Genomic DNA, 19,191 nt, shown 5'->3' with positions numbered 1-19,191 from the left:
GGGAAAGAGACGCCACGGAAAGAAAAAGGCCACGGAAAAGAGCATGACCATGAGCAATCTTGCCTATGACGCCACCGTGGACGGCGGTGATACATCGCCGCAGGACATCGCCGCGATGCAGGCGTTGCGGCCGGTTCCGCGCATCTCGATCCAGGCATTCTGCGAGACCGAGGGCGTTGCCAATCCGGTCGAGCGCGCCGGCGAGGACCGCCGTATGACCAAGGCCCATCTCAAGGTCCATATGGGCGGCATTCCCACGGCGATCGAGTTCTACCAGTCGGCGCCGACCCCGAACCTGATCCTGCTGGAGTCACGCAGCGAACCCAAGCAATTGCTGGAGCAACTCGCCCAGCTCTCTGAGTACTGCGATCCATCCTCGAAAGTGGTGGTGATCGGCCATTACAATGATGTCGGTCTCTATCGCGAACTCATCCGCTCCGGCATCTCCGAATATGTCATCGCGCCCGTTTCGATGGCCGACATCGTCAGTGTCGTGTCGTCGATTTTCGTCGATCCGGAGGCTGAACCGATCGGCCGTTCGATCGCCTTTGTCGGCGCCAAGGGCGGTGTGGGCTCTTCGACCATCGCCCACAATGTCGCCTGGGCAATGTCCTCCCTGTTCAAATCCGAGGTCGTCGTCGCCGACCTCGATCTCGCCTTCGGCACGGCCAACATCAATTTCGACCAGGATCCGGCACAGGGCATCGCCGAAGCGGTTTTCTCGCCCGAACGTGTCGACGAAGTCTATCTCGACCGGCTGCTGACGCAGTGCGCCGAGCATTTGTCGTTGCTTGCCGCGCCCTCGACGCTGGAACGCGTCTACGACTTCGATCCCGATGCCTTTGCGCAGCTTGTCGATACCGCGCAGCGCAGCGTGCCGCTTCTGGTCCTGGACGTCCCCCATGTCTGGACGGGCTGGGCCAAGAACACGCTGGTCAAGGCCGACGAGATCGTCATCACGGCGACCCCGGAACTGGCCAATCTGCGCAACACCAAGAACATGGTCGACATGCTCAAGCGGCTTCGCCCCAACGACCCGCCGCCGAAGCTGATCATCAACCAGGCCGGCGTTCCCAAGCGGCCGGAAATTTCGCCGTCCGATTTCGCCGAGCCGCTCGGCCTGACGCCGATGTCGGTCATCGGCTTCGATCCATTGCTGTTCGGCAATGCCGCCAACAACGGGCGGATGCTCGGCGAGATGGACGCCAAGAACCCGGTTGTCGCGATCATCAACGAGATTGCGCACGTGCTGACCGGGCGAAGCGAAATCCGCACGAAAAAGAAGGCTGGCCTGGGCAGTCTGCTCGGCAAGCTCTCGCGCAACAAGAAGTGACGTTTTTGGAACCGGTAGTCGATCATGTTCGGTAAAAGAGGCAACGACGACGGCAACCGGTTCACGCCGGAATTCCGCCAGCCGGCACCGGCGCCGGGCGCGCCGCCGCCCGCGGGTTCGACGGATACGGCGGTTCTTGCCCGGCCCGCGGCACCGCTGCAGCCAAGCGCGCCTGTGGCGCCGCCGGCTCGCCGCGCCGTCGAGGCGCCGCCGATCGCGCCGGAGGCGAAGCGGCCCCAGCGCGAAAAGAGCGAAACCTATTACGACACCAAGAGCCAGGTTTTCTCGGCGCTCATCGACACGATCGACCTGTCGCAGCTGGCCAAGCTCGACCCGGAGACCGCGCGCGAGGAAATCCGCGACATCGTCAACGACATCATCGCGATCAAGAATTTCGCAATGTCGATCGCCGAGCAGGAGGAATTGCTCGAGGACATCTGTAACGACGTGCTTGGTTACGGGCCGCTCGAGCCATTGCTCGCCCGCGACGACATCGCCGACATCATGGTCAACGGCTCCAAGAACGTCTACATCGAAGTCAATGGCAAGGTCGAGCAGACCGGCATTCGCTTTCGTGACAACCAGCAGCTTCTCAACATCTGCCAGCGCATTGTCAGTCAGGTCGGTCGCCGCGTCGACGAATCCAGCCCGATCTGCGACGCCCGCCTTCCCGACGGCTCTCGCGTCAACGTCATCGCTCCGCCGCTCGCCATCGACGGCACCGCACTCACCATCCGCAAATTCAAGAAGGACAAGCTGACGCTCGATCAGCTGGTCAAGTTCGGTGCCATCTCGCCGCAGGGCGCCGAAGTCCTCAAGATCATCGGTCGTGTTCGCTGCAACATCGTCATCTCGGGCGGCACCGGCTCCGGCAAGACGACTCTGCTCAACTGCCTCACCAACTACATCGACCGCGACGAGCGCGTCATCACCTGCGAGGACTCGGCCGAACTGCAACTGCAGCAGCCGCATGTCGTACGTCTGGAAACCCGCCCGCCCAACCTCGAAGGTGAAGGCGAGGTAACGATGCGCGACCTGGTCAAGAACTGCCTGCGTATGCGGCCCGAGCGCATCATCGTTGGCGAGGTGCGCGGACCCGAAGTGTTCGATCTTCTGCAGGCGATGAACACCGGCCATGACGGCTCGATGGGAACGATCCACTCGAACAGCCCGCGCGAATGCCTGAATCGTATCGAATCCATGATCGCCATGGGCGGTTATTCGCTGCCGCAGAAAACCGTGCGTGAAATCGTCGTCGGCTCCATCGACGTGATCATCCAGGCGGCGCGTCTGCGCGACGGATCGCGCCGCATCACTCACATCACCGAGGTGATCGGGATGGAAGGCGACGTCATCATCACGCAGGACATCGTCCTCTACAACATCAAGGGCGAGGACGCCAACGGCAGGCTGCTGGGCGAGCATGTCTCGACCGGCATCGGCCGCCCGCATTTCTGGGACAGGGCTCGCTACTACGGCGAGGAGCAGCGCCTCGCCGTTGCGCTCGAGGCAATGGAGAAACGCGCTGACTGACGCGGCGTTGAGGGTTCTGGTCGATGTTTGGAATTGACGGCACCGTATTGGCGTTTGTCGTGCTCGCCGGCTTCAGCGCCGGCGCGGTCGCCTATGCATTCCTGTTCAACCAGATCAGCAACGAGAAGCAGGCTGGCAAGCGGCTGGAGACGATCAAGGCCGCGGAGACGGACCGGTCGGTTGTCAAGGCCTCCCGCGACCGCGCGACGGATGCGGCCAAGCGTCGAAAATCCGTGCAGGATTCGCTGAAGGAACTCGACGAGAAGCAGAAGACCAAGGACAGCGCCATCAAGAAGCCGCCGCTGAAGGCGCAACTCCGGCAGGCCGGGATGAAGGTCCCAATCGAGCGTTTCTACATTTATTCCGCCATATGCGGTCTCGCGCTGACGGTGGTCGCATTCGTGGCCGGCGCGCCGATGCTTGTCTTGCCCGGCGTGCTGTTGGCCGGCGCGCTCGGCCTGCCGCGCTGGTTCGTATCGTTTCGCCGCGCGCGCCGGGTCAAGGCATTCCTCAACGAATTTCCAAACGCACTCGACATCATCGTGCGCGCGGTCAAGTCCGGCCTGCCGCTGAACGATGCCGTGCGCCTCATCGCCAACGAATCCCCCGAGCCGGTGAAGGCGGAGTTTCGCCGCATCGTTGATTCGCAGCAGATGGGCATTTCGATCCCCGATGCGACCTTGCGTATGCCCGAAACCATGCCGTGCACAGAGGCGAGTTTCTTCGGCATCGTCATCCAGATCCAGTCGCAGGCCGGCGGCAATCTGTCCGAGGCGCTGGGCAACCTTTCACGCGTGCTTCGTGATCGCAAGAAGATGAAAGCCAAGGTGCAGGCGCTGTCCATGGAGGCGAAGGCGTCCGCAGCCATCATCGGCGCGCTGCCCTTCATCGTTGCTTTTCTCGTCTATCTTTCCAGCCCCGACTATCTGATGCCGCTGTTCAACACCAGCGTTGGCAATCTGATATTGGGTTGTGCCGCTGTCTGGATGTCGATCGGCATCCTGGTCATGCGCAAGATGATGAACTTCGAAGTCTAGGGCCGCGGCATGACCGAACAAGTCATCAAATCACTGACGGACCCCAGCCTGCTGATCGCGCTGCTGGTCGCCATCGCCGTGTTCGCGACGGTCTTTACATTGCTGCCGGCATTCGGCGGAAACCAGCTCAAGTCGCGCATGAAGTCGGTCGCGCTGGAGCGCGACGAGCTTCGCGCCAAGCAGCGCGCGCGGCTTGCGAGCGAGGCCGATCGCCGCCGTAAGGGCCTGCGCGAGCAACAGTCGGTCGGTATGCGCAACATTGTCGATCGGCTCGACCTGCGGCGCGCGCTGGCCGACGAGAGCACCTTGCAGAAGCTCAAGGTCGCCGGCTTTCGCGGGCAGAACCCGCTGACGCGGTTTCTCTTCTTCCGCCTCGTTCTGCCTTTTGTCGGCTTCGCGCTGGGGCTGGTCTACATATTCGTGCTCGGAGGATTGCCCGACAAACCCCTGGTCATCCGGCTGTTCGTCTGCATCCTGGTCGCCTATGGCGGCTTCTACGCGCCGGTCGTCTATGTCAACAACCGCGCCACCAAGCGCAAGCAGTCGATCCAGATGGCGTGGCCGGATGCGTTGGACCTGATGCTGATCTGCGTGGAGTCGGGCATGTCGGTGGAAGCCGCGCTCCGCAAAGTCGCCGACGAGATCGGCGCGCAGTCGGTGGCTCTGGCGGAAGAATTCATCCTGACCAACGCCGAGCTCTCCTATCTGCAGGAACGCAAGCAGGCCTATGAGAATCTTGCGAACCGTACCGGTCTGGAATCGGTCAAATCGGTGTCGCAGGCGCTCGTCCAGGCCGAACGCTACGGCACGCCGGTGGCGCACGCATTGCGCGTGCTTGCCGCCGAAAGCCGGGACCAGCGCATGAACGCCGCCGAAAAGAAGGCCGCAGCCCTGCCGCCCAAGCTCACCGTGCCGATGATCCTGTTCTTCCTGCCTGTGCTTTTCGCCATCATCCTGGGCCCTGCCGGCATCCAGGTCAGCCAGCGCGGCATCTTCGGCACCGATCATCCGTCATCATCGGCCAAGTAGCCGCGGGGCACGCGGAGATAAACGAAGAAGCCGCGCTGAGCTCAGCGCGGCTTCTTCGTTCAATTGGGACCTTTGCAGATCGTCGCCCTCAGTTGGTTGCAGGCTTCGCCTTGTCCTGATCCTTGAGCTGTCCCCAGGCATTCTGTTGCGCAAGCATCTGCCTGAGATAGGCGACATTGGCCTGTGCCTGCTCGGGCGAGAGCTCCTGCGAGGCGATCTTCTCGGCTTCGTCGAAGCGGCCCTGCAGGCCGACGACCAGCGCCAGGTTCTGGCGCACGCGGCTGTCGGCGTTGGGCTGCTGGGCGGCCGAACGCATATAGGTTTCCGCGGTGCGCAGATCCCCTTCCAGCACATAGGACATGCCCAGATTGGAGAGAACCGAGGGGTCGTTCGGCTTGAGTTCGAGCGCCTTGCGGTAGAGCTGGCGTGCATCGTCCTTCTGGCCGAGCTGGTCAAGGATGGCCGCTTCCGCCGACACCAGCTTCCAGTCGGGATATTCCGGCGTCTGTGCGCGGCGCACGGCGTCGAGCGCTGCCTCGAGCTGGCCATTGGCGGCCAGCGCCTTGCCATAGGCGGCGAGCACGTCGCGGTCCTTGGGATAGGCGATCGCCAGTTTGCGCATCACGGCCAGCGACTGGTCGGCATCGCCGTCCATCTGCAGCGCGGCCGCGAAGTTGGTTGCGATTCGCTTGTCGTTGGGATTCTTTGAGTAGGATTGGCCGAGAGCGGCCGTGGCATTGTGCACTTCTCCCGCCGACATGCTCTCCAGCGGCTTGCCGCTGGTACGTTCGATCGAGCCGGTAGTCATCCTGCTGGTTCCGCATCCGGCGACGCCCGCGGCGAGCGCCAGCATGAGGGCGGTGGTGGCGAGCCGTTTTCCTCTGGCATTCACTGTGCGGTTGGTCGGCATCGACACCTAAGCCTCCATTCATGCGCGCGGCCATAGCGTGGCCATCTTCCCTCCCGCAGAAATATTCTGTTAACCCTAACGGAGAGTTAAGAAACGCCGACTCGCGAAGGGTCGGCAGGAGAGAACATCGAATGCCTGTCGAACTCGTCGAGACGAAATTGCAAGGTGCGCTGCCGGTGCATCTGGTGGCCCGTGACGGCCTGGAGGCCGCGGGCCTTGCGCCATTTGCTGTCGCCTGGGCCAAGGCCAACGGCTTTTCCGGTGAGGCAGGCAGGACGCTCGCCGTGCCCAGCGAAAACGGCGCACTTGCCGGCGCCCTGTTCGGCACAGGCGACGGGGAAGGCGCACTTGCGCTCGGTGCACTGTCGAAAACCCTGCCGGAAGGCGACTGGCATTTCGCCTCCATTCCTGCCGAGCCGGAACTCGCGGCAATCGCGCTGGCGCTCGGCGGCTATGTCTTTACCCGTTACGGCAAGAAGCCGGGCAAGGCGCTGCGTTTCGACGTGCCGGCCGGCGTCGACGCGGCGCGCGTTCGCCGCATCGCCGATGGCGTCTTCCTGGCCCGCGATCTGGTCAACACACCGACCAGCGACATGGGACCGGATGATCTGGAGAAGGCGGTGCGCACCCTGGCCGCGGCTCACAAGGCCGAAGTCTCCGTCATCAAGGGCGACGAGCTGCTGACTCAGAACTTCCCGATGATCCACGCCGTCGGCCGTGCTTCGACCGGCGCGCCGCGTCTGATCGACATGATCTGGGGGCAACCGGGCGCGCCGAAGGTTACGCTGGTCGGCAAGGGCGTCTGCTTCGACACAGGCGGTCTCGACATCAAGCCGTCATCCGGCATGCTCTTGATGAAGAAGGACATGGGCGGCGCCGCCAATCTGCTTGGCCTGGCCTCGATGATCATGGCCGCCGGGTTGAACGTGCGGCTGCGCGTGCTGATACCCGCGGTCGAGAACTCGATCGCCGGCAACGCTTTTCGACCCGGCGACGTGCTGGCGAGCCGCAAGGGCATCACTGTCGAGATCGGCAACACCGACGCCGAAGGCAGGCTCGTGCTCGGCGACGCGCTGGCGCTGGCCGATGACGAGGAACCGCAGCTGCTGGTCGACATGGCGACGCTGACCGGGGCGGCCCGTGTCGCGCTTGGCCCCGATCTGCCGCCTTTCTATACCGGCGACGAGGCGCTGGCCTCGGACCTCGCCGAGGCATCGCTGGCGGTCGAGGACCCGCTGTGGCGCTTGCCGCTGTGGCGGCCTTACGACGCGAAACTGTCGTCGAAGGTCGCCGACATCAACAATGTCACCTCGGACGGTTTCGCCGGTTCGATCACGGCGGCACTGTTCCTCAAGCGCTTTGTCGAGAAGACGGCGAGCTGGGCGCATTTCGACATCTTTGCCTGGAACCCCGCCGACCGTGCGCATGGGCCTGCCGGCGGCGAGGCACAAGGCATTCGCGCCTTGGAGCGGATCATCTCGACACGCTTTGGCTGAAGGCGGCAAGCAGAGCCGGCAAATCGCTGAAACTGAAACGGAACCGAAACAATTTGCCGTCATGCTGGCGCGATGTCGATTGCGATGCGCCCGAGCCAGGCCTTGCGACTGTGGCAGCAAGTCATGCTGTCGCAGGTGCGCGACGATGCGCCCGACCTGACCATGCGCCAGACGGCGATCCTGTTCACCATCTATCTCGATCCGCCGCCGCACACGGTGCGCGGGCTGGCCGCCCGCCTCAATGTCACCAAGCCGGTGATCACGCGCGCGCTCGACACCATGGGCGCGCTGAAGCTGGTGTCGCGCCATCGCGACGAACTCGACAAGCGCAACGTGCTGATCAAGCGCACGGTCGAGGGGGCGCTCTTTGTCGAGCGCTTCGGCGATGGTATCATCGCCAGGGCTCACGAACTGCCCATCTGACCGTTTTGCCCATACAGCAGGGTTACCGATTTTGACTGCTCACGATGCCCGTCTCCACGCCTTCCGTTCCGACCTTGCCGACGCAAGGCTGAAAGGCGAGGTTTCTGCCGACCGTTTTGTCGCCGGCCGGCCGGCGCGGATTTCGGCCTCGGTGGCAGACATCCGCAAGGCGCCGCGTGCGGATGCCGGCGTCAACACGCAGGCTCTGTTCGGCGACGATGTGCTGGTTTTCGAGGATGCCGAAGGCTGGGCCTGGATCCAGGCCGAACGCGACGGCTATGTCGGCTATGTCGCCAACACCATGCTGGGCGGGCGCGACCATGCGCCCACCCATATCGTCTCGGTGCCCCGCACCTTTCTCTATCCCGGTCCGGATCTGCGCTTTCCGATCGCGGGACAGCTGTCGATGGGGTCGACGGTGACGGTGACGGGCGCCGCCGAGACGCGCGGCACACATTATGCTGTCCTGCCATCGGGCGAAGCGATCATCGCTGGTCACCTCAGGCCAATCGGAGAAATTGCCGCCGACTACGTCGCGGTTGCCGAGACGTTTCTTGGCACACCCTATCTGTGGGGCGGCACATCCGGCTTCGGCATCGATTGTTCCGGCCTGGTGCAACTGGCGATGCGCATGGCGGGCAAAAACGTGCTGCGCGATTCCGACATGCAGGCGGCAAGCATCGGCGAGCCGCTCGAGCCGGGTCCGGATTATGCCGGATTGCGCCGGGGCGATCTCGCCTTCTGGAAAGGTCATGTCGCTGTCATGACCGACGCCGAGACCATGATCCACGCCAACGGCCACACCATGCTGGTCTCGCGCGAAGGGTTGAAGGACGCCATCGCCCGCATCGGCTACCTCTATGGCGGCCCGACCGGGTTTCGCAGGCCGTAGCACAAGCGCCTGTCCTTCTCCACAGGGGGAGAAGGGAAGAGCTTTCACGATCCCCTTTTGTTCCGATTTTCCTTGGCGATTGCCCGTAGCCGCGCTACCTCTGGCGCGTGACAGTTGAGCCGCGCCTTGCCGAGCAGAATACCGCCATTGCCCTGCCCGAGCCATTCCTCAGATGGTTCGGCGAGAAAGGCTGGTCGCCGCGCGCCCATCAGGTCGAATTGCTGGCGAAGGCTCAAAGCGGCCAATCGGTGCTGCTGATCGCGCCGACCGGAGCCGGCAAGACGCTGGCCGGCTTCCTGCCTTCGCTGACGGAACTGGCGGTCAGGCCGAGGCGAAAGCCGGGGCAGGGACAGCGCGGCATCCACACGCTCTACATCTCGCCGCTCAAGGCGCTGGCCGTCGACATCGAGCGCAATCTCGGCAAGCCGGTCGAGGAAATCGGTCTGCCGATCAGCATCGAGACGCGCACCGGCGACACGCCTTCCCACAAGCGCCAGCGCCAGAAGCTGGTGCCGCCCGACATTCTGCTGACCACGCCCGAGCAACTGGCGCTGCTGATCGCCGCCCCCGACGCCAGACGCTTCTTCGAGGATCTGCGCTATGTCGTGCTCGACGAGTTGCATTCGCTGGTGACCTCGAAACGCGGCCATCTCTTGGCGCTCGGCCTGGCGCGGCTGCGCAACTACGTGCCCGGCCTGCAGACCATCGGCCTGTCGGCGACGGTGGCCGAACCGGACGAATTGCGGCGCTGGCTGGTCAGCCAGAATCCACCAGGAGACATGTCCGAACTGATTGTGGTCACAGGGGGAGCTAAACCCGAAATCTCCATTCTCGATTCCGAAGAGCGTGTACCGTGGGCGGGGCATTCGGCGCGCTATGCCACGCCGGAGATCTACCGCGAGATCAAGCGCCACAAGACGACCCTGCTGTTCGTCAACACCCGCAGCCAGGCGGAACTGCTTTTCCAGGAATTGTGGCGGGTCAACGAGGACACCTTGCCGATCGCGCTTCATCACGGCTCTCTCGATGTCGGCCAGCGGCGGCGCGTCGAGAAGGCGATGGGCGAGAACGCGCTGCGTGCCATTGTCGCGACATCGACGCTCGATCTCGGCATCGACTGGGGCGATGTCGATCTGGTCGTGCATGTCGGCGCGCCGAAGGGGGCGAGCCGGCTGGCGCAGCGCATCGGCCGTGCCAACCACCGGATGGACGAACCGTCCAAGGCGATCTTGATCCCTGCCAACCGTTTCGAGGTGCTCGAATGCCGGGCTGCCCTCGATGCCAACTATCTTGGCGCGCAGGACACGCCGCCGCTGGTCGATGGCGGCCTCGATGTGCTGGCGCAACACGTACTCGGCTGTGCCTGCGGCGCACCGTTCCGTGCCGACGATCTTTACGAGGAAGTGCGAGCGGCGGCACCCTACACCAGCCTCGATAGGATTACCTTCGACCGCGTCATCGATTTTGTCGCCACCGGCGGCTATGCGCTGAAGAATTACGAGCGCTATGCTCGTATCCGCCTGAACAAGGACGGGTTGTGGCGCGTCTCCAACCCGCGCGTGGCTCAGCAATATCGGCTGAATGTCGGCACCATCATCGAAGTGCCGGCGCTCAACGTGCGTTACGTCAAAGCAGGCAGCAAAGGCTCGGCTACACGCGGCGGGGCCGTTCTCGGCAAGATCGAGGAGGCCTTCCTCGAAACGCTGACGCATGGCGACACCTTCATGTTCGCCGGCAAGGTGCTGCGCTTCGAAGGCATTCGCGAGAATGAATGCTTCGTGTCGAACGCGCCCGGCAGCGACGCCAAGGTGCCCTACTATGGCGGCGGCAAGTTCCCGCTTTCGACCTACCTTGCCGAGCAGGTCCGCATGATGCTGGACGATCCGCAGCGCTGGAAGAAGCTGCCGGAGCAGGTGGCCGACTGGCTGCGATTCCAGGCCGACAAATCGGTTCTGCCCAAACGCGATGACCTGCTGATCGAGACCTTTCCACGCGGCAACCGCTACTATCTGGTCGGTTATCCCTTTGAGGGCAGGCTGGCCCACCAGACGCTCGGCATGTTGCTTACCCGGCGCCTCGACAGGGCAGGCGCCAGGCCGCTTGGCTTTGTCGCCACCGATTACGCCCTTGCCATATGGTCGCTGGGCGATATGGGCGCGATGTTCAAAGCCAGGAAACCGTCTCTCGGCGCATTGTTCGACGAGGACATGCTGGGCGACGACCTCGAAGCCTGGCTGGCCGACAGCTGGCTTCTCAAGCGCACCTTCCGCAATTGCGCGCTGATTTCGGGACTGATCGAGAAACGCCATCCGGGCCAGGAGAAGAGCGGCCGTCAGGTCACCGTGTCGACCGACCTGATCTACGATGTGCTGCGCAGCCATGAGCCGGACCATATCCTGCTGCAGGCGACACGCTCCGATGCGGCGGCCGGTCTGCTCGATGTCAGCAGACTTGCCGACATGCTCTCGCGCGTCCAGGGTAGAATCATGCATAAGAATCTCGAGCAGATTTCGCCACTAGCCGTGCCGATCATGCTCGAGATCGGCAAGATGCCGGTGAACGGCGAAGCCGATGAAACACTGCTGATGGATGCGGCGACTTTGGTCGAAGAGGCCATGGGGCCGGAAATGAGTGAGGGATGAATTTTTCGCTGGCGCGCACGTCGCTGATTGCCGAGGCCGACATGATAGGCATCGCCGGCGAGCGTGCGGTCTGCGATCCGCGCGGCGTGCTCTATTTTCCCGAGCTCAGGCTGATGGCGGTCTCCGACCTGCATCTGGAAAAAGGCTCGTCGCTGGCAAGGCGCGGCGCGCTGATCCCGCCCTATGATACCGGCGCGACCTTGCTCAGACTGCAGGCCGTCATATCCGACTACCAGCCGTCGATCGTCATCAGCCTGGGCGATTCCTTTCACGATGGCGGCGGCGCCGAGCGCATGCATGCGAGTTTTCGCGAGCGGCTGGAAGCGCTGATGGCAGGCCGCGACTGGTTCTGGGTCGCCGGCAACCATGATCCGGAAGCGCCGGCCGATCTGCCCGGTGAAACGGTCCGGGAACTGGCCATAGGCTCGCTGCTGTTCCGGCATGAGCCGTCGAAAGTGCGCGTCGAGGGCGAGATCGCGGGCCATCTCCATCCCTGCGCGCGCATCGTCCAGCGCGGCCGTTCGGTGCGTCGGCGCTGCTTTGCCGGCGATGGCGGCCGCATGATCATGCCGGCCTTCGGCGCCTATACCGGCTCGCTCAACGTGCTCGATCGCGCTTATGCCGGGCTGTTCCGGCTGGAATCGCTGATGGCCTATATGCTTGGCGCCGACCGCATCTTCGCCATCTCCCGCTCGATGCTGCGGCCGGGCTGAGCAGCCTATCTGCCGTAATACAGAGTGACGGTGTGCTTTGCCTCGGCGAAGAACAGCCAGCGCTCGACCAGCATGCCGGCGAACTGGACGATCGCGGCGAGCACCGACGGCACCGCCGCATAGGGCCAGGGCAAGGCGAAGGTGGCGGCGATCAGCAGGACGGGCAGGGCGAAGGCCAATGCCTGTGCGAGCATGCGCAGCTTCGCACTGTGCTTGCGTGCGATGCGAAAACCCATTTCCTTGAGCAGGTAGTTTTCCTCGGTATGCGGCCATTCCAGGGAGCGCACCGTGCCGCCAGCCAAACCGGTCGCGGTGTTGGCGGTGGTCGGGATCTCGAGTCGGTCATTGTGCCGCCAGGTCGCGAGCTTCCAGCCCCAGCCGGCAAGAGTGGCAAGCAGCGACAATACCAGCACGCCCGTGGAACCGATGCCGAAGCCCTGCAGCAGCGCGTTCAACAGAACGCTGCCGGTCATGGCGGCGAAGATCAGATAGGCCGGCAAAGTATAGCGGCTGTGCCACTGCGCGATCGGCTTCAGCGACGCGTAGATCATGCCGGTGGTGCAGACGGTGACGATCGCACCGATGGCGGCCAGCAATCCGGCAATGGCCACCCAGCCCTCAGTGCGGCCAAAGAACACCCAGCCGAGGCCGAACAGTCCCGCCGGGATGAAGGTGATGACCGAGGCCACGCCTTCGCGCGACAGCCAGGAACTGCGCCATTGCGAGAACGCCCGCCATCCGCGCTCGGGTCTGCCGAGATGGCCGGTCGACGACAACAGTCCCGCCGCGATCAGGCCAAGCGCCAGCCCCAGGCCGACGAGGCCGAGCCAGAAGTCGGCGGGGACGATCTGCAACCCACCCAGCACCCCAAGCAGCGCCAGCAGGCCGTAGCCTGCACCGGTGGCGGTGGTGAAGAAGACGACGGAAAAGGCTGGATGCATGGTCAGTTCGAAAGCATGCGGTCGACCCAGCCGAGGAAGCCGCCTTCGGCCCGCACCGGCTCCAGCGCCTTCGCGGGCACCGATGCGGCGCGCTGCGTATGGGCGCGCGGCGGCAAATATTTGTTGGTCGGGTGATAGCCGAGTTCCGGCATCAGGTCGACGCCGCCGCGCTCCGCGACCAGTTGCGAGACAGCCGACTGAGGATCGCCGAGATCGCCGAAATGCCGGGCGCTGGTCGGGCAGGCGGCGACGCAGGCCGGCACGCGGTCTTCTTCGGCCAGATTGTCGTTGTAGATGCGGTCGATGCATAGCGTGCATTTCTTCATTACGCCGACATCGGTGTCGAATTCGCGCGCCCCATAGGGGCATGCCCAACTGCACAATTTGCAGCCTATGCACTTGTCCTCGTCGATCAGCACGATGCCGTCCGAGGCTCGCTTGTAAGAGGCGCCGGTCGGGCAGACGGTGACGCAGGCCGGCGTCTCGCAATGCAGGCAGGAGCGCGGGAAGTTGACCGTGCGCCCGCCCATCTCTGTCGTGTGTTCATAGCTGTGCACGCGGTTGAACCAGACGCCGTCGACATGGCCGCCATAGGGGTCGGTGTCGGTCAACGGCGCCATGTGGCCGCCGGTGTTCCATTCCTTGCAGGCGGTGACGCAAGCCTGGCAGCCGACGCACGTGTCGAGGTCGATGACGAGACCAAGTTTCTTGTCGCTGTGGACGGGAAGACAGGTCATTCGGCTGCCTCTCTTGCCCGGCGGAATTCGGCGCCGAAGCTCAATCTGTCGAGCGACGGCTCGAAATGCGGCGGTTGGCTGAAACGCTCGAATTGCGGCTCGGTGAAGCCGGCTTCCTCATCAGCGCATTTGACGATGCGCACGCGCAGATCGAACCACGCGGCCTGGCCGGTGACAGGATCGGAGTTCGAATAGCGTTTGCCCTGTGCGTCGGCCGAGGTCTGGTCGCCGATGATATGGTTGAGCAGGAAGCCGCGATTGCTCTCGGCGGCATCATCTTTCAGTCCCCAGCTGCCGCGCCTTTTGCCGATCGCGTTCCAGGTCCAGACCGTGCTTTCGTTCACCCCGTCGACCAGCTTGATTTGCCCCTTCACTCTGCCGTTGATGCTTTCTATCCACACCCAGTCGTCGTCGACGAGGCCTAGACCGGCACCAGTGCGGTGGTGCACGAACAGCCGGTTCTGGCTGGTGATCTGCCGCAGCCACGCATTCTGCGAGCCCCAGGAATGATACATGTGCATCGGCCGCTGCGTCAGCGCGTGCAGTGGGTATTTTTCGAGGTCGACCACCGCTTCCTCGAACGGCATGTACCAGAACGGCAGCGGATCCATGTAGGTCTCGATGCGCTGGCGCTCGGCCTCCGGCGGCTGAACACGGCCATAGCCGCGTGCGGCGAGCCGAAACCGCTGCAACGGCTCGGAATAGAGCTGGAAGATGATCGGCTCCGCCTTCGGGATGAAACCCATCTGCACCGCGAAATCGAGATAGGAGCGGTTGGCCATCTTGTAGTAGCGCTGGTCCTGAGCGAAGTCGTGATGCCAGAAGCCCCCATTGTCGATGTAGCGCTGCAACTGGTCCGGATTGGCCTCGCCCTTGCCGATCGACGTTCCATCCTTGCCGCGCCAGCCGGCCAGCGGGCCGATGCCCGGTGTGCGTTCATGACTGACGATATAGTCGGCATAGTCGGCATACTTCGCCGATCCGTCCTCGTCGACGAAACCGGGCAGGCGCAGCCGGGCGCCCAGTTCGATCAGCACCGACTGGAACGGCCTGACGTCGCGGTCCGGCTCGACGACGGGATGGCGGATGGCATCGCCCGGCCCGTCGGCATGGCTGATCGGCCGGTCGAGCAGGCTGATGCAGTCATGCCGCTCGAGATAGGTCGTATCCGGCAGCACGAGGTCGGCGAACGGCACGGTCTCGGAATAGTAGGCGTCGGAATAGATGATGAAGGGGATCTTGTAGTTGCCCGCCTCGTCATGGTCGGTCAGCATACGCATCGTCTCGACGGTGTTCATCGAGGAATTCCACGCCATGTTCGACATGTACATCATCAGCGTGTCGATCTTGTAGGGATCGCCCGCCCAGGCATTGCGGATGACGGTGTGCATAAGGCCGTGCGCGGCCAGTGGCGCGTCCCAGGAATAGGCCTTGTCGATGCGGGTCGGCGTGCCGTCTTCGTCGACCAGCAGGTCGTCCGGCCCGCAGATGAAACCAAGCGGCATGCCGTCCAGCGGCGTCATCGGCTTGACCGTCTTGCCCGCGGGTTTCGGGCCCGGCGGCGCCGATCTGGGGTAGGGCGGCTTGAAGCGGAAGCCGCCGGGAACATCCACTGTGCCGAGCAGCACCTGCAGCAGATGGATGGCACGGCAAGAGTGAAAACCGTTCGAATGGGCTGATATACCGCGCATGGCATGCATCGAAACCGGTCGGCCCTTGATCGTCTCGTGCCGGCGCCCGGCCCAGTCGGTCCAAGCCACCGGCAGTTCGATTGCCTGTTCGAAGGCGACATGGGCGAGTTCGGCGGCGATCCGGCGGATCCTATCGGCGGCAATGCCGCAGCGCTCGGCGACCGCATCCGGCGCGTAGCTGTCATCGAGATAGCGGTCGGCGATCAACTGGAACACCGGCGTACAGCGGCGGCCGCCGACTTCGAAGCTGCCGGTCAGCGCCGGCTTCGCTTCCGTGTCGGTTGCCTTGACGGCGGTCTTCGCCACCCTGTCCCAGGCCAGCGGATTGCCGTCGGCGTCGCGGACGAACAGCCCGTCGTCGGAGGCGCCAGGCTCCTGCACGACGAGGACATGGGCGTTGGTGTAGCGGAGCAGATAGTCGAGATCGACGCGGCCGGCCTTCAGCAATTCGTGGATGAGGGCGAAGACGAACAGGCCGTCCGTTCCGGGCCGGATGCCGATCCAGTCGTCGGCAATCGCATTGTAGCCGGTGCGGCACGGATTAATCGACACCACCTTGGCGCCGCGCGCCTTGAGCTTGCCCAGCCCGATCTTGATCGGGTTGGAATCATGGTCTTCGGCGACGCCGAACAGCATGAAATATCGTGTGTTATCCCAGTCAGGTTCGCCGAACTCCCAGAACGAGCCGCCGATCGAATAGAGCCCGCCGGCCGCCATGTTGACCGAGCAGAAGCCGCCATGGGCGGCGAAATTCGGTGTGCCGAACTGACTCGCCCACCAACCGGTCAAGGATTGCGACTGGTCGCGGCCGGTGAAGAAAGCGAGTTTTTTCGGATCGGTACGACGAACTGCCGAGAGACGCTCCGTCGCGATCGAGAACGCTTCTTCCCACTCGATCTCGCGGAACACGCCCGAGCCGCGCGGCCCGGAACGCAGCAGCGGCTTCTTCAGCCGGGCCGGGCTGTAATGCTGCATGATGCCGGAACTGCCCTTGCCGCAGATCACGCCGCGATTGACCGGATGGTCCTTGTTGCCGTTGATGTAGCGGACCTTGCCGTCCTTGATATGGACGTCGATGCCGCAGCGGCAGGCGCACATGTAGCAGGTGGTCTTGGCAACGCTGTCGGAAATGCCAGGCGAGGTGTCGACGCCGTCGCCTTCATCGGGCGCGCGCGTGTCGGCAAGCGGGCGTTGCGATGGTGCCGAATTCGCGCCGCGCGGCGGTGAATGCCTCATGATCCGGATGTGCCCGCGCGGCCGGCGGATTTGGCTCGAGTCTTCGGCCCGGGGCCGCGCATGTAATGCTCTTCCGGATGGTAGCGATCGCCGGTCAGCCGTCTGCGGATGCCGCGGGTCCAATGTGCGAGAAGGGACTTGAACCGCCCGATCATTTTAGTCTCTGCCATCCGCTGGCGAATTTTTTCTAACTTCGCGTGAAAATGTAGAATGAAGCTATCGATCCGTCTAATCAGTTGTTCTTGTAAATTCGATCGATATTGGTTCTTAATGCTGACATGACCCTGGATCAGTTGCGCATTTTCGTCGCCGTCGCCGAGCGCGGCCACATGACCAAGGCGGCGGAGCTTTTGGGTATCTCCCAGTCGGCGGCGTCGGCCGCCATCCGCGCGCTTGAAGAGCAGCACGGCGTCCATCTGTTCAACCGCGTCGGCCGCAACATAGAGCTTGCCCAGACCGGCCACCGGTTCCTGCCGGAAGCCAAGGCCGTGCTGGAGCGGGCCGCCGCCGCCCGCAATGTGCTGGAACATGTCTCGCAGACGGTCGCCGGCAGCCTCTCTATCGCCGCCAGCCTGACCATCGCCAGCTACTGGCTGCCGCGAAGGCTGGCCTCCTTCCACGAGGCCTACCCCGCGGTGCGGCTGAGCGTCAGCATCGGCAACACAAGACAGGTCGAGGCCAGCGTGCTGGATGGAACAGCCGATCTCGGCCTGGTCGAGGGGCGCACCGAATCCGACATATTGCGCCGCGCCAAGGTCGACACCGACCGGTTGATGCTGGTGGTTGCCGCGTCACATCCCGAAATCGTCGAAACCGCGCCGGGCCGTCCCGACATCAAGGGCCTGCGCTGGATCATCCGCGAGGGTGGGTCGGGCACGCGCGAGGTGCTGGAGGATCTGGCGAGGCGCGAGGGGATTTCGCTAGCCGATTTGCAGGTGTTCCTGGTGCTGCCAAGCAACGAGGCGGTTCGCCAGGCGGTCGAGGCGGGTGCCGGCGCCACCATCATTTCGGAGCTCGTCGTCGGACGCGCCGTTGCCGAAGGCAGCCTGCGGTCCGTGCCGCTCGAACTGCCGAAACGCGACTTCGCCATGATCACCCACCGCGACCGCCAGGCAAGCCTGGCCCAAATGGCGCTGAAGGCGCATCTCGGCGCAGACACTAAGGGGAGCGACCTTTAGTCAGCCGAACTTGCGCTGGGCATCCAAAGCCAGGCCAAGCCCGACCGAGCCGAACATGTCGCCGTCGATGACGGAAGCCTGCGGCACCAGCGACAGGATTTCCCGTCTTGCCAGCGGAATCGCGGTCGAGCCGCCGGTCAGGAACACCGCGGTGATGTCGGACGGCTTGACCGCAGCATCGCGCATGGTCTCAGCCACCGTCGCGGTGACCCGCTCGATGTCCCGGGCGATGGTGGCGTCCAGTCCATCACGCGTGATTTCGGCGGCGAACTCCACGTCGGATAGCCTCACCGCGACTTCGGCCGATGACAGGTCGGTCAACTCTATCTTGGCCTTTTCGACCAATGCCGCCAAAGCGTGCCCATAGCGGTGCTCCACGATGTGGATAAAGCGGTCGACCAGGTCGGCGCGCGCGGCCTCGTAGCGGATCTGGCGCAGATGCGTCATCGCTTTGGCGGTGTAGACCAGGTTGATGCGCTGCCATGTCGCCAGATCGATGAAGTAGCTGGCCGGCAGATTGCGCTTGCCGTCCTTGGTCGGGGTCAAGTAGCCGAGCTGCGGCATGACATGGGCAATGCTGAGCAGCCGGTCGAAATCCGTACCGCCGATATGGACACCCCGGCTGGCCAGGATATCGTCCTTGCGGTCCGGCAATCGGGCACGCTCCGGCGAGACGCGCACGACTGAAAAGTCAGACGTGCCGCCGCCCATGTCGATGATCAGCGCCAGCTCTTCGCGCGTCACCCTCTGCTCGTAATCGAGTGCGGCGGCGATCGGCTCGAACTGGAAGGCGATGTGCTTGAAGCCTTGCGCATGCGCGGCCTTTTCCAGGTCGCTCTGGGCGTTCGCGTCGGCCTGTGGGTCGTCATCGACGAATTGTACCGGACGGCCGAGCACCACGGTCTCGACCAGATCGCCGCCATCTTCTTCAAGCTTCTTCCTCAGATGGCCGAGGAACAGGCCGATGATCTCCATGAAGCCGATCGAGCGCGCCTTGATGCGCGTCTTCTCATGCGCCAGCGAGCTGCCCAGCACGCTCTTCAGCGAGCGCATCAGCCGGCCTTCCACGCTGTCGGTGTAGTTGGCGATGGCCTGGCGGCCAAAACAGATGCGGCCGTCCTCGAAATTGAAGAACACCGCGCTGGGCAGCGTGACCTGGCCGCCTTCAAGCGCGACGAGGTGCGGTTGCCCGTTGCGGACCACGCCGACCGTGGAGTTCGAAGTGCCGAAATCGATACCGGCGAATGCTGGTCGCAAAGCAGCCTCCTGTCATTGGCGGCAGACAGCGGATCGGCGCTCGCGGGAGAAGCGTGCGCTGTGGTTCCGGGCGACCGGACCGCTCTGCCGAATTGAATTGTGCGTGCTTGCCCGTTGGGCGGGGAGGTGCGGTCTATAGCATG

General features: G+C 63.9%; 15 protein-coding genes. 10 read left to right on the top strand and 5 right to left on the bottom strand.

Translation table 11 applies throughout. The features are described 5' to 3' along the window. Positions 1-43: 43 nt before the first annotated feature. Genes JG747_RS32490 through JG747_RS32475 form a run of 4 tightly spaced genes read left to right on the top strand, consistent with a single transcriptional unit; the run spans position 44 to position 4,932 of the window. Entirely contained in the window at positions 44-1,333 is a 1,290-nt protein-coding gene (locus JG747_RS32490; RefSeq protein WP_020629131.1) for an AAA family ATPase, read from the top strand. A 24-nt stretch (positions 1,334-1,357) separates the two neighbouring features. Next, positions 1,358-2,866, top strand: coding sequence for a CpaF family protein (locus JG747_RS32485; protein ID WP_202360909.1), 1,509 nt, complete (start codon positions 1,358-1,360; stop codon positions 2,864-2,866). A 23-nt stretch (positions 2,867-2,889) separates the two neighbouring features. Beyond that, complete coding sequence (locus tag JG747_RS32480) at positions 2,890-3,903, top strand: type II secretion system F family protein (RefSeq protein ID WP_019863104.1); 1,014 nt, start codon at positions 2,890-2,892, stop codon at positions 3,901-3,903. Between the two features lie 9 nt (positions 3,904-3,912). Continuing rightward, the gene (locus JG747_RS32475) at positions 3,913-4,932 is read left to right on the top strand and encodes a type II secretion system F family protein (protein WP_019863105.1); all 1,020 of its coding nucleotides are present in this window, start codon (positions 3,913-3,915) and stop codon (positions 4,930-4,932) included. Positions 4,933-5,020: 88 nt separating this feature from the next. Here the strand turns inward: JG747_RS32475 and JG747_RS32470 are convergent, their stop codons facing one another. After that, on the bottom strand, positions 5,021-5,842 hold the full coding sequence (locus JG747_RS32470) for a tetratricopeptide repeat protein (protein ID WP_038644404.1): 822 nt from the start codon (positions 5,840-5,842) through the stop codon (positions 5,021-5,023). Positions 5,843-5,973: 131 nt separating this feature from the next. Here JG747_RS32470 and JG747_RS32465 point away from each other — a divergent pair, with 131 nt between their 5' ends. The 5 genes from JG747_RS32465 (at position 5,974) to pdeM (ending at position 12,008) form a co-directional block, all read left to right on the top strand. Then, entirely contained in the window at positions 5,974-7,338 is a 1,365-nt protein-coding gene (locus JG747_RS32465; protein ID WP_202360908.1) for a leucyl aminopeptidase family protein, read from the top strand. Between the two features lie 72 nt (positions 7,339-7,410). Continuing rightward, on the top strand, positions 7,411-7,761 hold the full coding sequence (locus JG747_RS32460) for a MarR family winged helix-turn-helix transcriptional regulator (RefSeq protein WP_010913361.1): 351 nt from the start codon (positions 7,411-7,413) through the stop codon (positions 7,759-7,761). A 31-nt stretch (positions 7,762-7,792) separates the two neighbouring features. Then, entirely contained in the window at positions 7,793-8,653 is an 861-nt protein-coding gene (locus tag JG747_RS32455) for a C40 family peptidase (protein WP_202360907.1), read from the top strand. A gap of 107 nt (positions 8,654-8,760) precedes the next feature. Continuing rightward, positions 8,761-11,295 (top strand): ligase-associated DNA damage response DEXH box helicase, encoded by a 2,535-nt coding sequence (locus JG747_RS32450; RefSeq protein ID WP_202360906.1) that lies wholly within the window; start codon positions 8,761-8,763, stop codon positions 11,293-11,295. Beyond that, positions 11,292-12,008 (top strand): ligase-associated DNA damage response endonuclease PdeM, encoded by a 717-nt coding sequence (gene pdeM / locus JG747_RS32445; protein WP_202360905.1) that lies wholly within the window; start codon positions 11,292-11,294, stop codon positions 12,006-12,008. The genes JG747_RS32450 and pdeM overlap by 4 nt, the downstream gene beginning before the upstream one ends. Positions 12,009-12,013: 5 nt before the next feature. Here the strand turns inward: pdeM and JG747_RS32440 are convergent, their stop codons facing one another. From JG747_RS32440 to JG747_RS32430, 3 genes are read right to left on the bottom strand one after another with little or no spacing between them, the layout of a single operon-like run. Next, positions 12,014-12,949, bottom strand: coding sequence for a dimethyl sulfoxide reductase anchor subunit family protein (locus JG747_RS32440; protein WP_064984643.1), 936 nt, complete (start codon positions 12,947-12,949; stop codon positions 12,014-12,016). Between the two features lie 2 nt (positions 12,950-12,951). Further along, positions 12,952-13,686, bottom strand: a complete 735-nt coding sequence (locus JG747_RS32435; protein WP_069090951.1) for a 4Fe-4S dicluster domain-containing protein — start codon at positions 13,684-13,686, stop codon at positions 12,952-12,954. Further along, complete coding sequence (locus JG747_RS32430) at positions 13,683-16,613, bottom strand: molybdopterin oxidoreductase family protein (RefSeq protein ID WP_202360904.1); 2,931 nt, start codon at positions 16,611-16,613, stop codon at positions 13,683-13,685. Before JG747_RS32430 ends, JG747_RS32435 begins: the two co-directional genes overlap by 4 nt. Positions 16,614-16,891: 278 nt before the next feature. On the opposite strand from JG747_RS32430, the gene JG747_RS32425 reads away from it, so the two are divergent. Continuing rightward, positions 16,892-17,791: a LysR family transcriptional regulator gene (locus JG747_RS32425; RefSeq protein ID WP_069090953.1), complete on the top strand. Its 900-nt coding sequence runs from the start codon at positions 16,892-16,894 to the stop codon at positions 17,789-17,791. Here the strand turns inward: JG747_RS32425 and JG747_RS32420 are convergent, their stop codons facing one another. Further along, entirely contained in the window at positions 17,792-19,048 is a 1,257-nt protein-coding gene (locus JG747_RS32420; protein ID WP_019863116.1) for an Hsp70 family protein, read from the bottom strand. Positions 19,049-19,191: the final 143 nt, after the last annotated feature.

The organism is Mesorhizobium sp. 131-3-5 (assembly GCF_016756575.1).
Taxonomy (GTDB): Bacteria; Pseudomonadota; Alphaproteobacteria; order Rhizobiales; family Rhizobiaceae; genus Mesorhizobium; species Mesorhizobium jarvisii.
Note: the sequence above shows the minus strand (reverse complement) of the source record. Positions and strands in the feature narration are given on the sequence as shown.

Coding starts and splice junctions, on each gene's coding strand:
- JG747_RS32490 (WP_020629131.1), top strand. CDS start 44: ATGACCATGAGCAATCTTGCCTATGACGCCACCGTGGACGGCGGTGAT.
- JG747_RS32480 (WP_019863104.1), top strand. CDS start 2,890: ATGTTTGGAATTGACGGCACCGTATTGGCGTTTGTCGTGCTCGCCGGC.
- JG747_RS32465 (WP_202360908.1), top strand. CDS start 5,974: ATGCCTGTCGAACTCGTCGAGACGAAATTGCAAGGTGCGCTGCCGGTG.
- JG747_RS32460 (WP_010913361.1), top strand. CDS start 7,411: ATGTCGATTGCGATGCGCCCGAGCCAGGCCTTGCGACTGTGGCAGCAA.
- JG747_RS32470 (WP_038644404.1), bottom strand. CDS start 5,842: ATGCCGACCAACCGCACAGTGAATGCCAGAGGAAAACGGCTCGCCACC.
- JG747_RS32425 (WP_069090953.1), top strand. CDS start 16,892: ATGACCCTGGATCAGTTGCGCATTTTCGTCGCCGTCGCCGAGCGCGGC.
- JG747_RS32485 (WP_202360909.1), top strand. CDS start 1,358: ATGTTCGGTAAAAGAGGCAACGACGACGGCAACCGGTTCACGCCGGAA.
- JG747_RS32430 (WP_202360904.1), bottom strand. CDS start 16,613: ATGAGGCATTCACCGCCGCGCGGCGCGAATTCGGCACCATCGCAACGC.
- JG747_RS32440 (WP_064984643.1), bottom strand. CDS start 12,949: ATGCATCCAGCCTTTTCCGTCGTCTTCTTCACCACCGCCACCGGTGCA.
- JG747_RS32435 (WP_069090951.1), bottom strand. CDS start 13,686: ATGACCTGTCTTCCCGTCCACAGCGACAAGAAACTTGGTCTCGTCATC.
- pdeM (WP_202360905.1), top strand. CDS start 11,292: ATGAATTTTTCGCTGGCGCGCACGTCGCTGATTGCCGAGGCCGACATG.
- JG747_RS32475 (WP_019863105.1), top strand. CDS start 3,913: ATGACCGAACAAGTCATCAAATCACTGACGGACCCCAGCCTGCTGATC.